The sequence below is a fragment of the Streptomyces sp. NPDC032161 genome (genome assembly GCF_040636995.1).
Lineage (GTDB): Bacteria > Actinomycetota > Actinomycetes > Streptomycetales > Streptomycetaceae > Streptomyces.
Genome location: NZ_JBEZVN010000003.1, coordinates 319,793 through 333,461 on the forward strand (window position 1 = coordinate 319,793; position 13,669 = coordinate 333,461).

The following is a 13,669-nucleotide window of genomic DNA, read 5'->3' on the forward strand; positions in this document are numbered from 1 at the left end:
GGCCCACGGGCCTCCGGCACCGGGCCCCGGCCCGGGTTCCGACCGCACCACGGCTCGGCTCGAACCGGCAAGCACCGGCCCGAACCGGATCCGCCCGGTCCCGTACCGGACATGCCTGTGCACATCCGCCGCTGGTCCGCCGTCACCCGCGGGCCGACGGCGAACGACACGGCAATGCAACACAACACAGCACAACGACACGGCACAACAACAACACGGCACGACACGACACGAAGGACCGAGAAGAACCCATGACACAGAGCGTCACGGCCGGCGCCGGGGCAGTGCCCGCCGCGTCCCGGCCGGAGAGCAAGCTGCGCAGTTACCGCAGGCTGGGCAAGCTCGACGTGTTCGACTACTACCTGAGCACCCCGGTGGTCCTCGCCGCCGTGCTGCTGCCCCTGAGCCCCGGTCTCGACGGACGGTCCGTCGCCACGCTCGTCCTTTTCCTGCTCGGGCAGGTGCTCGTCATCATGGCGATGGTCGCGCTGGACGACGTGACCGGCTTCCGCGACGGGAGCGACATCGCCAACTACGGCCCCGACGACCCGCTCCGCAACAAACTGCGCAAGCCCCTCGTCGCCGGGACCCTCAGCGAGCGCGAGGCGCTCCGTTTCGCCTGGGTCTGCGCGCTGGCCGGGGCGGTCGTGTGGGCGCTCACCGTCGCCCTCGCCCCGCACCGCCCGCTGTGGGCACTGATCCTGCTGGGCCTGCTCTACGTCGTCTCCCTCCAGTACTCCTACGGGCTGAAGATCAGTTACCACGGCTTCCAGGAGGCGTTCCTCGCCGCCCTGGGGCTCGTGCTCGTCATCGCCCAGTACGGACTGCTCACCGGGGAGTTCAGCGGTTTCCTGTTCGTGCAGGGCGTGCTCTTCGGCTTCGGGCCGCTCATGTTCGGGGTGTACTCCAACACCAACGACATCGAGGGCGACCGTGCCGTGGGCCGTCCCACGGTCGCGGTCCTCGTCTCGCCGCGCGGCAACGCCCTCTTCATCGGTGCCCTGTCCGCCGCCGAGTACCTGCTCAGCGTCGCCGCCTCGGCGACCGGGATCGCCCCCTGGTGGTTCGCGCTCGTCATGCTCCCGGCCGGGTGCCTGCGGCTGCGGCAGTACCTCACCGGCTTCCGTGCCGACAACATCATGGCCGCGCGACGCATCGGCTTCCGCGTGCACCGGCTGGGCGTCGTCCTCCTCGTCGTGGCGAACCTCCTCGTCGGGGCAGGGGCCGCATGAGCCGGCCCGTCTCCCCCGACCTGGACGTGGCCGTCGTCGGCGCCGGTCCCGCCGGGCTCACCGCCGCCCACGAGCTGAGCCGTGCCGGGCTGAGCGTGCGCGTCTACGAGAGCCACCGCGAGGTCGGCGGCCGGATGCGCAGCTTCCGCCACGACGGCTGGACCGTCGACCGGGGCGCCGAGCAGGTCCCGTCCCGGGGCTACCGCGCCACCTGGGAACTCCTCGACCGTCTCGGTGTCCGCCACGACGAGGTGCCCCGCATCGGCGGCGAGGTCGCGGTGTGGCGCGAGGGCCGGGCCCGGCCCGGGGTCGGCGGGCCCGCCGCCCTCGTCGACGGCGGTGCGGGGCTCGGCCCGGCCGCCCGCCTCGACCTCGTCCGGCTGCTCGGCCGGATCGCCCGCGACCGCCGCCGCTACGACGGGGACCGGCCGCACGACACCCCTGTCGGCGCCGCCACCGTCCGCGCCGTGGCCGGGCGTTACCACCCCGATCTGCACGACTACCTGCTCCAGCCGCTCGTCGGCTGCTGCTTCGGCTGGGACACCGCCCGCTCCGCCGCCGCCCCGATGCTGAGCCTGCTCGCCGAGGTCGGTCCGCCCTCCGGCTGGCGCACCTACCTCGACGGCATGGACCTGCTCACCCGGCGGCTCGCCGACACCGTCGAGGTCGAGACCGGCCGCGCCGTGCACGAGGTCGTCCAGACCGAGGACGGGGCCCGGCTGCGTCTCGACGGCGGCGAGGTGACCGCCCGGGCCGCCGTTCTCGCCGTACCGGCCCCGCTCGCCGCCGCGCTCCGGCCCGAAGCGCCGCCGGACGAGGCCGAGTTCCTCGGCGCCTGCACCTTCAGCTCCGCGCTCAAGGTCAGCTGTCTGCTGGACCGGCCCCTCGCCCCCACCGCCGACGGCCGCCCGCTCTATCTCCTGCTGACCCCCGCCGTCGAGGAGGACGTCCTGACCGCCGTCATCGCCGACCACGTCAAACACCCCGGCCGCGCCCCGCACGGCCGGGGGCTGCTCACCCTCATGGCCGCCCCGGGGACCGTACCGGGACTGGCCGAGTGCCCCGAGGCGGAGACGAAGGACCGGCTGATCGCCGCCGCCGAGCGCTATGTGCCCGGACTCGGCCGCGCCACCCGGCACAGCTTCGTGCATGCCTTCCCGCACGCTCTGCCGGAGGCCACCCCGCGCGCGCTGCATCTGCGGGAACGCTTCATGCGCCGCCGCACGCGCCCCGTGGAGTACGCCGGTGACTGGGTGATGCTGCGGCCCGCCTCCGAAGGGGCCGTACGCTCCGGGAGCCTCGCGGCCTCCCGCGTCCTCAGCCGCCTCGGCACCCGACGAACCCATTCCGAACGACAGTTGGAGACTGCCCGGTGAAACCGTACGACATGGGTGTGCTCTTCGACGAGGCCGCGGAGCGCGGCCACACCACCGTCGTCCACCTCGACCGGCCCTTGGACCTCGCGCCCGAGGACGGCACCCGCTGGACCGTCCCCGCCCTCGCGGACCTGGTCGCCACCACGGCGGCACGGCTCGCCGCAGCCGGGGCCCGCCCGGGCGACCGCGTGGCCGTCGTCAAGGAGAACCACTGGGACTACGACCTCCTCGCCTGCGCGGCGGTACGCGCCGGGGCCGTACCCGCCCAGCTCTCCGGACAGCTCGAACCGGCGGTCCTGGCCACGCTCCTCGCCCGGCTCGAACCGGCCGTGCTCGTCACCTCCGCCGCACTGCTGGAGCGCTGCCGGGCCACCGGGAACGACCTCACCTCCCTCGTCGGCACCACGCTCACCGTGGACGAGGCCGCACCACGCGCCGTTCCGCTGGCCGATGTCGCTCCGGGGCCGGCGGTGCACCGCCGCCGCCACGACGACGAGCCGCTCGTCATCAACCACACCTCCGGTACCACCGGGGTGCCGAAGCTCGTCGTGCACTCCACGCGCACGATCATCCGCAAGCTCGCCCGCTTCGAGGCCGTCCCCTACCCTGGCATCGGCGTACGCCGTGACGACACCCTGCTGCACGCCGGTTCCTACGCGCACGGGCGCACCTTCTGCTGGACGGGCGTCGCCTTCTCGCGCGCCCCCGAGGCCATGGTCCTGCTGTCCGGGGCGGACCCCGACGCCGCCGACCCGCTGCTGCGCGCACACCCGCCCACCATCGCCGAGGCGCTGCCGAGCACGTACGTCCGTCTCCAGGAACTCACCAGCCGCCTGGACAACGCCTTCCGGCGGGTACGCCTCTTCATCAGCACCTACGACGCCGTGCACCCGCCCACGATCCGCGCCTACCTGGCGGCCAGTCGGCGCCGGAACCCGGTGTGGATGCAGGGCTGGGGCCAGACCGAGACGGGCCCGCTCACCTTCCGCTTCCACACCCGCCGTTCCCCGGGGGACGGCGAGCGTACCGACACCGCCCGCGACCTGGGCCGCCCCATCCCCGTCAAGACCCGGCTGCGCGTGGTCGACCCGCGCACCCAACTGCCCTTGCCACGCGGCCGGACCGGGCTCCTCCAGGCCCGGACCGCCGCCCTCGCCCTCGGCTACGTCGGCGAGGAGGACCGCTGGGCCGACAAGCAGCACCAGGGCTGGTGGAACACCGGTGACATCGGGCTGCTGCGCCGCGACGGCAGTGTCCGTCTGCTCGACCGCGAGGTCGACAACCCCGGCCGGATCAGCTGTCTGGAGACCGAGGACCGGCTGGAGGAACGGCTTCCCGAGGCGCTGGAATGCGTCGTCCTCGGCCGCCCGGACGACAAGGATCCGCTGCCCGTCGTCGTCACCCGGGACGGGTGCCTCGACCCGTCGCGCTGGAAGACCGCGGCGGACGGACTCCCGCCGCTTGCCGATCCCGTCGTGCTCACCTGGGACGAGGTGCCGCGCACCGGGACCGGGAAGGTGCGGCGCGCCGCCCTGCTGCGGCAGCTCACGGGCGACTCCGACACCTGCGGCACCGGCCGCTGGACCTGACGCCCGCCCGTCCGGGGCTCGGCCTTTCTGTCCCGGCACCCGGGTCCCCCCTGGGCCCGGCCCTGTCCGTCCCGGGCCCGATCCGGTCCCGCTTGGGCCCGGTTCGTGATCCCCCTGTCGGGGTGTGATCGCCGCTCACCACGCACCGCGCCAAGCCCCACCACCACCTGACACACCACCGAGCCCCAGCCCCATCGAGTCCCAGCCCCATCGAGTCCCAGTCCCATCGGAGGAGAACACCGTGCCGCAGCCGACGGCCGCCCGCCCCACCCCCGCCCAGCCCGGGCCGGAGCACATCTCGCCCGATCCGGGATCGGCCCGGCCCGCGGCCCCGGAACAGGTCCGGCCCGACCCCGGGTACGCCTTCGACAACGCCACCCCGCACAGCACGGAGCAGCACCGCTGCCTCGCCGCCGCCTACGACCCCGTGACCCTGCCCCGGCTCGCCGCCACCGGTGTCGGTCCGGGCTGGACGTGCCTGGAGGTCGGCGCGGGCGGCGGCAGCGTCGCCCGCTGGCTCGCCGGACGCGTCGGCCCCGGCGGCTCCGTGCTCGCCACCGACCTCGACCCGCGCCACATCTCCCCCGCCCCGCACCTGGAGGTGCGCGCACACGACATCGTGCGCGACCCGCTCCCCGAGAACCACTACGACCTCGTGGTGGCCCGCCTGGTCCTCCAGCACCTGCCGGAGCGGCGCGCGGTGCTCGACCGGCTCGTGCGTGCGCTGCGACCCGGCGGGGTGCTCCAGATCGACGAGTTCGACACCTCCTACGAGCCCCCGCTGCTCGCCCCCGACGCGGAGTCCGAACAGCTCTACACCGCCTTCCTCGCGGCCAAGTCCGCCGCCCTGCGCGCCGCGGGGGGCGACCCCCACTGGGGCCGGCGCGTCCCCGCGGCACTGCGGGAGGCCGGGCTCGTCGCGGTCGACGTCCGCCCGTACGTCGAGGTGCGGCACGCCGGATCGGCCAGCCTCCAACTCCAGCTCCACCACACGCATCACCTGCGCGACCGGCTCCTCGCCCAGGGGATGACTGATCATCAACTCGACCGTATTCGGGAGCTGATGACCGATCCGGGCTTCCGTGCGGCGTCCAGCGTCCTGTACTCGACACAGGGCCGGAAGCCCGGAGGAACTCCCCGATGAGCATCGCCTTCTCCGCGCCCTCCCCCGCACCCGTCACCCTTCCGGCCGCCCCGTCGGTCGTCGGCGAGGTGGCGGCACGGCTGCTGCGCGACACCATCGGGGACACGGGAGACGCCCAGGACACCGGAGACACCCGGGACACCGGGGTCGCCGGACCGCGCGCCGTGCGCCGTACGGCCGACTGGGCCGGGCCCGTGGCCGAGGATCTCGACGGGGAGGGCGCCGTCCAGGCGGCCTGCGGGATCATGCACGTCCACGGCAGGGCGGGCGGCGGGCCGCTCCCGCTCGCCGTGGACTACGCCGCCACCGTGGCCGGTGTGCTCACCGCCCAGGGCGTGTCCGCCGTACTGCTCGCCCGGCACCGAGGGCTGGAGCTGCGCGAGGTACGGACCTCCGCGGCGCAGGGGGCGCTGCTCGCACTCTGTCAGTACCTCGCCGAGGCCACGGCCCCACCGGACGAGGCCGCCGCTCCACGGATCCCCGTTCCGTCCGGCGCGGCCGTCGGCGGTGCGACGCTCGTGTCGGCGGAGGGCGCGGCCTTCGAGCTGGAGACCCTCGATCCCGAGGCGTGGCGGCAGTTCTGGGCGCGGCTCGGGATCAGCGCACGGGTGGCGGGGCGCGGCTGGTCGCCGTTCCAGCAGCGGTTCGCGACCGCCGTCTGCGTACTGCCGGGGGAACTGCGGGAGGCCGCCCGTACCGCCCCGCTCGACGCCCTTCACGCGGCCGCGCGGGCGTGCGGCGTCAGCCTGGTCGCACTGTCCGACGACCCGGTGCCGCCCGGACTGCCGGAGCCCGTACGGCTCGTACCGGCACCGGGCGGTGCGTGCGTCCCCCGGCCGGGCGGCGGGCCCGCGTCGCCGGGCGCGCTCCCGCTCAGCGGCATACGGGTCGTCGAGTCCACCCGCCGGGTCCAGGGCCCGCTCGCCGGGCACGTACTGGAACTGCTGGGCGCCGAGGTGATTCGCGTCGAACCTCCGGGCGGCGACCCGATGCGGGGGCTGCCGCCGCTGGCCGACGGCTGTTCCGCCCGCTATGCGGCGCTCAACGCGGACAAGGCCGTCGTCGAGGCCGACCTGCGTACCGCCGAGGGCCGTGCGGTGCTGTGCGAACTCGTCGCGGACGCCGACGCGTTCGTGCACAACTGGGCGCCCGGACGCGATGTGCGCCTCGGTCTCGACGACGAGGGGCTGCGGCGGGTGCGACCGGACCTGGTGTACGTGGGCGCATCCGGTTTCGGGGACGCCTACCCGCCCGAGCACACCCCGATCGGTACCGACTACCTCGCCCAGGCCCGCAGCGGCCTCGCCGCCGCCCTGCGCCCGGCCGGGGAGCCGCCCGCGCCGTCGCTCATGACGCTGACCGACGTCCTCGGCGGTCTCGTCTGCGCCCACGCGGTCGTGGCCGGGCTCCTGCGGCGGGCGAGAACCGGGAGCGGCGTCCGTGCCGAGACCTCGTTGCTCTCCGCCGCCGCCCTGGTGCCGCGTCCGCCCGTACGCCGCGCGGCGTGGTCGCCGTTGGAACTGCCGTTGCGGACGGCGGACGGCCATCTGTACCTGGGCGAACGGGCCCGCGCCGACCTGGCCGCGCTCGCCCGGGTCACCGGGACGGCGCACGCCGCTCCGGGGGCCGTCGCCGGGCGCTTCGGCAGTCGAACGACCGGGGAGTGGCGGGAGCGGCTGCGCTCGGCCGGGCTCGGCGCCACCGAGGTCCGCACCGATCTGAGCGCCCTCCCCGCCGACCCCGCCTTCCGGGACGCCGTCGTCCCGGCCCCGCCCGGTGGATACGCGACGGTGCGCAGCCCCTGGACGTTCTCGTGACGGGCGCGGTGCGGGAAGCCGCGGCCCGCACGCTCACCGCTCCCGTGACCGTTCCAGGGGCCCGCCGCGACGGTGTGTGGGCCTCCCGGGCCGGTCTGGCCGTACCCGACCTCGTACCGCGCGCCGAACGCCGTGCCTGGGCCGAGGCGGGGCTGTGCCCGGACCTCGACCTCTACAGCCTGTTCCGGGAGCAGGTGCGCCGCCACCCCCGGCGGCGGGCGCTCGTGGAGAGCGGCGACCCGGCCGGCGGCGGCCACGACTACGCCGAGCTGGACGCCGAAGTCCGCCGTATCGCCGCCCTGTTCACGGAGGCGGGGCTCGGGGCTGGGGACATCGTGGCGTTGCGGCTGCCCGGTGGCAGGGACGCGATCGCCGCCGAACTCGCCGTGTACGCGATCGGGGCAGTCGCCCTCCCGTACCCGCCGGGCGGCGGCAGCCGGGACACCCTGGCCCTGCTGGGGCGCTCCCGCGCGCGGGCCGCCGTGCTCGCCGACCCCGAGGACGTCGCCGTGTGCGCGCAACTGCCGCTGCTCGACGTGGCGTTCGGCACCGAACGCGAGATGACCGGCACCCGCTGGCTGGGCGAACGGGCCCGGCACTCCTGGCGGCCCGCCCCGGTGGACCCGTACGCGCCCGCCCGCGTCCTCGTCTCCTCCGGCACCGAGACCGCGCCGAAGATGGTGGCCTACTCCCACCAGGCGATGGCCGGCGGCCGGGCCTCCTACCTCAGGGCGCTCGACCCGGACGCGACGGAGCGCCGCCATCTGGTCCTCGTACCCCTCGGTTCCTCCTTCGGGTCGTGCGGTGTCGTCACTCTCGTCGGGCTCGGCGGCACGCTCGTCGTCCTGCCGGCGTTCTCGGTGCCCGAGGCGCTGCGGGCGCTCACCGTCCACCGCCCCACCCATGTGTTCGGGGTGCCGACGATGCTGCGCCGCCTCACCGAGGGCTGCCCGGCGGAGGCCGGGGACCTCCCGGGGCTGCGGGCCCTCGTCTCCAGCGGTGCCGCACTGCCGCACGGCACCGCGCGGGCGTGCGCGGAGCGTTTCGGACGGCCGGTGCTGACCGTGTACGGCTCCTCGGACGGCGTCAACTGCCATACGGTCTGGTCACCCGGCACCGACGACGGGTGCGTGGGGAGGCCGGACCCGGCGGTCGCGGACATCCGTATCACCGGCGCCGACGGCGCACCTGTGCCGCCGGGCGCCTCGGGCGAGATCCAGGCCAAGGGCCCCATGACCCCGCTCTGTTACCTGGCCGGCCCCGAACTCGACGCCCGCTACCGGACCCCGGACGGATGGGTGCGCACGGGTGACCTCGGCCGGATCGGTCCCGACGGGCGCCTGTACGTCCTGGGCCGCCTCAGGAACGTGGTGATCCGCGGCGGCCTCAACATCAGCCCCGCCGAGGTCGAGAGCGAACTCGCCCACCACCCGGACGTCGCCGAGGCGGTCTGCGTCCCGGTCCCCGACCCGGACCTGGGCGAACGGCTCTGCGTCTGCGTGCGCCCCGTACCGGGCGCCCCCGTCCCCGACCTCACCGATCTCAACGCCTTCCTGCTGCACAGAGGTCTGGAGAAACGCAAACTGCCCGAGCGGTTCCTCCACGTCCCCGTCATGCCGCTCGGTCCCACCGGCAAGGTCTGCCGCCGCACACTGACGGACCGGGCATGCCGACTCTCCCCCGGGGCGGTGGACGCGGATGGCGGGTCAGGGGAGTCGGGTGACGGTGACGCCGCGTAGTCGGCGGTGGAGACGGGAGGCGAGCATGCCGGGGAGGCGGGGTTGGCTGTAGGGGGCGAGTACGTCGTTGTCGGAGGCGCGCCAGCCGGTGTCGGTGAGCTGGTAGACGGCGCCCGAGACCCCGTAGAGCTGGGGTTTGCGCACCCGCAGCACGGCGTAGTCCGCCTTGCGGAGGAACGGGCACTGGCGGACGGAGACACGGGCGTGTTCGGCGCACAGGGGCGGCATGGAGGTGAGGGACCTCTCGGGCCGGGTCGGGGGCGAGTCCGGGCGCCTCCAGTCGAGGAACAACCAGCCCTGTTTGTTCCGGTCGGCGGGACCGCCACAGACCTGGCACAGCAGGTTCTCCATGCAGGCACGCTGCCGCGGCACGTTCATGCAGTCGTACAGGACGCGCCCGCCCGTGGACTCCGACATGCGCACCCAGAGATTCCCGTGATGGTCCCGGTCCCCCGGACGCGGTCTGCGGTAGGCGATCCGGGGCCCACCGGAGGCGAACTCGATCGTCAACTCCGGTACCCCCACGGACTGTTCGGTGGAGCGTGTCGCGACGTATGGCGTCATGAGAGGCATCGGACTTCCTTCCTGCCGACCGGCGGGGTCTGCGGGGAATCTGCGGATGGATGGAAGAAGCGTTGAAAGGGATGACACGCCCAGGCACGCCGTTCAGTGGCCGCATCGGGCACAGGCCGCATCGGGCACGGGCAGCATCGGGCACGGGCAGAGGCATGGGCCTCACACGTACGGGGGAATCCACGGGGTGCCCGGCTCCGGGCCCGGACCGTTCGGTTTCCGGGGCCTCACCCGCAACGGGCACGGCGCGAGCCGGGGCGACGAAACACACGCCCCGCCGGATTGGGCGGCCGTCCGGCAGTCACCCGCGTACGCCGCGGCGAGGAACGGCCGCGTCACAGCAGCTCACCGCGGCTACGACGGTTGGCACGGGCCAACTCGGCACGCAGCCGCTCTATCGGGTCGGCCGGCCTCACGTCCTCGGGCGCGACGGTCCACTCGACTCCACCACCGAGGGGCCGCAGCGACCACCGGCCGCACCACTCGCCCCGGAACTCGCCGACACGGTCCTGCGAAACGTCCATCATGAGCGAGCCGGGGGCCGGGAGGGGCGGGGGTTCTGGTTCGTTCGGGGCACCGTTCTTCACGGACACGGGCCACTCCTCTCCGTAGTGATCCCACTACCAAGGCGCCCCAGCGTGACCTACAGTCAGCCGGTCTTCAACTTGCAAGAAATGCTCAGAGAGTTGGATGTCTCGATGGTGAACCGCAAAGAGCTGGACCCCGAGGAATCGCCGGTCGCGGCCGTTCGGCCAGCGTTTACGCACCCTGCGCGACAAGCGCGGCTGGACGCAGGACGAACTGGGCCATCGCATGGGGTGCTCCGGGACGCACATTTCCGCCGTAGAAACTGGTCGCCGCCCTCCAACCCGCCGGTTCGCCGCAACCGCTGACCGAGTGTTCGGCACCGGCGACAGACTCGAACGCCAGAGCCGGGCCGTCCGACAGACGTCTCTGCTGGAGGGGTTCCCGGAGTACGTCACCCATGAAGCACGCGCCGCTGAGATCAGGCTCTACGAGGTCGGTGTCATTCCGGGGATACTCCAGACGCTGGAGTACGCATCGGCGCTCACCGCTCGCGCGGTCGAGCGGGGCGCGATCACCCCCGAGCAGGGAGACGAACGAAACGCAGTCGTGGCTTCCCGTCAGGCGGTCCTCGACCGGACGCCCCCACCGTTGCTGTTCGTGGTACTCGACGAAAGTTGCCTCAGAAGGCCCGTGGGCAACACCGCAGTCATGGAAGCGCAGTTGGCTCGCCTGGTCGAGTTCGCCGCGCTGCCGAACACGGTGCTCCAAGTCGCGCCGTTCACCATGGGCGACCGCCGCCCACTCAGCTTGCCCTTGTACATCTTGACGATGGAGAACCGCGCCCTTCTCTCCTATGCGGAGTCCGCGCAGCGAGGGCGGCTTGAGCGGGAAAGCCCCTCCGTGGTGCCGCTGCTGACCGCATACCATCAGTTGCAGGCAGAAGCGATGTCCCAGGCGGAATCCGTGGCCGTGATCAACCAGTTGCGAAAGGGAACCCCGTGACCACCCCCTCCCCCCGTTGGTTCAAGTCCTCGTACAGCGAGAACGGCGGCGCCTGCATCGAAGTCGCCGCCAACCTCGCCGCCTCGCGCGGCATCGTCCCCGTCCGTGACTCCAAGGTCCCGGGCGGTCCGGTGCTGAGCGCCTCCGCGGAGGCGTTCACATCCTTCGTGGCCGGCGTGAAGGCCGGCGACTTCGGCGCCGCCTGACGGCCAGGCCGACCGTTCCGCCGGGGCTGTCCCGGCGGAACGGTCCACTGGCACACTGGAGTCGGCGCCGCCCTCCGGGTCCTCCCCGGTCGACGGGGCCGTACCGGAGGCCATAGAACCCGGAGGCCATACATGACGTGCGGAAACTGCGGCGCGGCGGCGACTCAGGGACCCGACGGCTCGTGGACCTGTTCCAACCAGTGCGGCTGGTCCTCCGTCACCCCGACCGTCGCGATAATCCCCGAGATCACCACCACCCGCTGCCGGGGCTGCGACGCCCAGGTGTACGGGCTGGACGGGCGGTACGCCTGCGGCTTGTGCTCCTGGTCCAACCACTGGGACGAAGGCCACCGCCCGCTCCCCACCGCCGACCGGACCGCCGGGGACGTCAACGTCCTGGAATGACCCCGGAGTTCCGGGGACGGGCCGTGAAGTTGCCTCAGGGCTGCATGGCGGGAGAGACGGCCCGAAAGGCAGGCCGGCTCCGACCGCCCTCGAAGCACGCGGCGTCGGCTACGTGATGACCGTCGTCTGCTCGATGCGGGTCAGGATCAACCACGGCCGCACCCTTGTCCGCGCGGACACCCTCGCCGACCGCCTGCCCGCCACGGCCTGGCAGCGGCACATCACGCTCGCCACGCTCGCCCTGAACCTTCCTGACCGCCCTCGCCGCCGACGCTGCACCGCAACGGCCCGCCGATACGCACCAGCCCGCCCGAAGCAGCCATCCGATCACGCTGACCGTCCCGGAGACCCGCCGCCTCCTCGCCGCCGTCTTCGACCCACCGGCCATGACCGTGGCCAAGCTGCTGAACTGGTCCATCTGGCGCAGACGCCACCATGCAACAGCCCGACGCAGCCACTACCGACGACGAACCGCCGACGAACCCGCTGGATAAATCACGAAACCGCACTGGAGCACTGGAGTACTAAGGGCTCTCCCGTAATCCCTGGTGGATCAGCGCGCGGCGTCGGATGCGGTGCATCGCAAGGCGGAGGGGCGTCCGCATACTGGGCGTATGCGGACGCCCCCCCAACCCCGGGGCGGGCCGGAGCGCGCCGGGGGGGGGCGCCGGGCGGTAAAGGACGGCCCTTGGGCTGACGGCGGTTCATGCCTGCCGTTAGTCTCCCTGCCATGTCATCCCAAGGGCGCAGTGCCGGAACCGTATTTTGTATCGTATTGGCGATGCTCAGCATGATCACGGCGGTGATCTTGTCGGCGGTCGCACTGGATGTGGCCTCGAAGGTGCCCGACCAGCCGCTGGACGAATACAGCAGCAAGATAGATCTCTTCGAGGACGCCGATTGCGACATCAAGGCGGATACCCCGCCCGATCAGCTCTTCTTCAAATGTTTCTTTGAGCACCAGTCGACCATGCAGAAAGATGCGGCCTTCTGGGAGAGGGAGGTTGCGGCGCGGCAGGCGGACATGCAGGCGAAAGGTGACCTGGCGATCATCTTCGGTCTGCTCGGGGTGACCTTCGCTGTCTGCGCCGTAGCGTCCAAGAGGGGCGGCCGGACCGAGCCGATCACCGACACCCGGGCAGCCCATCCCGCCCCAGGTGGGGCACCCACGCCCACCCAACCACCCTTGCAGCCGTAGCCACGGCCTCCAGGGCAACTGACGCTTTCGAAATCCTGTTGCTGGCGGTAGTGCCCGCACACGATCCTCCTGGCATGGACCTCCCACAGCAGGTGATCGAACTGGGCGACCTAACGCTGCGTCGCTTCAGCGGCGAGGCGGACCTTCCGGAGTTCTTCCGGGTCATTGAGGAGTCGCTGGAGCACCTGCGCCCGTGGATGCCCTGGGTCGCTGAGCACAGCCTGGCCAGGACCACCGATTTCCTGGCCCGCCGCCTGGAGCTTTGGGCCGGCGGCGAGGCGTTCACCTACGCGATCACGGTTGACGGGGCGATCGTCGGCGCCTGCGTGCTGTTCCGGCGCGGGGAGACCACGGACAACGGCCGTGAGATCGGCTACTGGCTGCACCCTGCCGCCACCGGCCGTGGCCTGGCCACTCGGGCCGCCCGCGCCTTGGTTGACCAGGCCTTCCGCCTTTCCGGCGTCGATTACGTCGAGGTCGTCCACGACCCGGCCAACCGCGCCAGCGGTGCCGTCCCGGCCCGGCTCGGGTTCACCGAACACCTCCGCCGCCCTGCCGAGCGCCTCGCCCCGGCCGGGACCGGCGAGGATCAGATCTGGCGGCTGACCCGCAGCCAGGGGAACACCCTCCCCACCGCAGAGGCATGTTGACGGCCGCGGTCGGGAGCTCCGGAGCGGTGTCGGGGCACGTACTCGCTGCCCCGCTCGGCTGCGGTTCGCTCAGCTCCCGGTGTCCCTCGGCCAGAGGATTATGGACGCGATGACCACACCGGCACAGTAGCGGGCGGCGAGCTTGTCGAACCGGATCGCGGCGGCCCGGAACTGCTTCAACCGCGCCAAGCAGCGCTCGACCACATCGCG

General features: G+C 72.9%; 12 protein-coding genes and 2 pseudogenes. 11 read left to right on the forward strand and 3 right to left on the reverse strand.

The window, feature by feature from the left end; all coding sequences use genetic code 11:
- The first annotated feature begins 251 nt into the window (after window positions 1–251).
- The 6 genes from AB0E67_RS11775 (at window position 252) to AB0E67_RS11800 (ending at window position 8,897) form a co-directional block, all read left to right on the forward strand.
- Complete coding sequence (locus AB0E67_RS11775) at window positions 252–1,232, forward strand: UbiA family prenyltransferase (RefSeq protein WP_362024321.1); 981 nt, start codon at window positions 252–254, stop codon at window positions 1,230–1,232.
- A complete protein-coding gene (locus AB0E67_RS11780; protein ID WP_362024324.1) occupies window positions 1,229–2,608 on the forward strand; it encodes an FAD-dependent oxidoreductase in 1,380 nt (459 codons plus the stop codon). The genes AB0E67_RS11775 and AB0E67_RS11780 overlap by 4 nt, the downstream gene beginning before the upstream one ends.
- Entirely contained in the window at window positions 2,605–4,197 is a 1,593-nt protein-coding gene (locus AB0E67_RS11785; protein WP_362024327.1) for a class I adenylate-forming enzyme family protein, read from the forward strand. Before AB0E67_RS11780 ends, AB0E67_RS11785 begins: the two co-directional genes overlap by 4 nt.
- A gap of 241 nt (window positions 4,198–4,438) precedes the next feature.
- On the forward strand, window positions 4,439–5,341 hold the full coding sequence (locus AB0E67_RS11790) for a methyltransferase (RefSeq protein ID WP_362024329.1): 903 nt from the start codon (window positions 4,439–4,441) through the stop codon (window positions 5,339–5,341).
- Complete coding sequence (locus AB0E67_RS11795) at window positions 5,338–7,158, forward strand: CoA transferase (protein ID WP_362024332.1); 1,821 nt, start codon at window positions 5,338–5,340, stop codon at window positions 7,156–7,158. The genes AB0E67_RS11790 and AB0E67_RS11795 overlap by 4 nt, the downstream gene beginning before the upstream one ends.
- A 44-nt stretch (window positions 7,159–7,202) precedes the next feature.
- Window positions 7,203–8,897, forward strand: a complete 1,695-nt coding sequence (locus tag AB0E67_RS11800; protein ID WP_362024335.1) for a class I adenylate-forming enzyme family protein — start codon at window positions 7,203–7,205, stop codon at window positions 8,895–8,897.
- Here AB0E67_RS11800 and AB0E67_RS11805 read toward each other — a convergent pair.
- Both AB0E67_RS11805 and AB0E67_RS11810 read right to left on the reverse strand, forming a co-directional pair.
- Window positions 8,865–9,470, reverse strand: a complete 606-nt coding sequence (locus tag AB0E67_RS11805) for a hypothetical protein (protein WP_362024338.1) — start codon at window positions 9,468–9,470, stop codon at window positions 8,865–8,867. The two genes, AB0E67_RS11800 and AB0E67_RS11805, sit on opposite strands and share 33 nt — an antisense overlap.
- A gap of 335 nt (window positions 9,471–9,805) precedes the next feature.
- The gene (locus AB0E67_RS11810; protein WP_362024341.1) at window positions 9,806–10,063 is read right to left on the reverse strand and encodes a hypothetical protein; all 258 of its coding nucleotides are present in this window, start codon (window positions 10,061–10,063) and stop codon (window positions 9,806–9,808) included.
- 105 nt (window positions 10,064–10,168) lie between these two features.
- On the opposite strand from AB0E67_RS11810, the pseudogene AB0E67_RS11815 reads away from it, so the two are divergent.
- From AB0E67_RS11815 to AB0E67_RS11835, 5 genes and pseudogenes are all read left to right on the forward strand, one after another.
- Window positions 10,169–11,000 (forward strand): annotated as a pseudogene (locus tag AB0E67_RS11815) (helix-turn-helix transcriptional regulator).
- A complete protein-coding gene (locus tag AB0E67_RS11820) occupies window positions 10,997–11,206 on the forward strand; it encodes a DUF397 domain-containing protein (RefSeq protein ID WP_362024344.1) in 210 nt (69 codons plus the stop codon). Before AB0E67_RS11815 ends, AB0E67_RS11820 begins: the two are co-directional and overlap by 4 nt.
- A 132-nt stretch (window positions 11,207–11,338) precedes the next feature.
- The gene (locus tag AB0E67_RS11825; protein WP_362024347.1) at window positions 11,339–11,611 is read left to right on the forward strand and encodes a hypothetical protein; all 273 of its coding nucleotides are present in this window, start codon (window positions 11,339–11,341) and stop codon (window positions 11,609–11,611) included.
- Between the two features lie 781 nt (window positions 11,612–12,392).
- Window positions 12,393–12,809 carry a hypothetical protein gene (locus AB0E67_RS11830; RefSeq protein WP_362024350.1) on the forward strand — a complete coding sequence of 139 codons (417 nt, stop codon included), beginning with the start codon at window positions 12,393–12,395 and terminating at the stop codon, window positions 12,807–12,809.
- Between the two features lie 74 nt (window positions 12,810–12,883).
- Complete coding sequence (locus AB0E67_RS11835; protein WP_362024352.1) at window positions 12,884–13,459, forward strand: GNAT family N-acetyltransferase; 576 nt, start codon at window positions 12,884–12,886, stop codon at window positions 13,457–13,459.
- Between the two features lie 69 nt (window positions 13,460–13,528).
- Here the strand turns inward: AB0E67_RS11835 and AB0E67_RS11840 are convergent.
- Window positions 13,529–13,669 (reverse strand): annotated as a pseudogene (locus tag AB0E67_RS11840) (IS5/IS1182 family transposase); the annotation flags it as partial.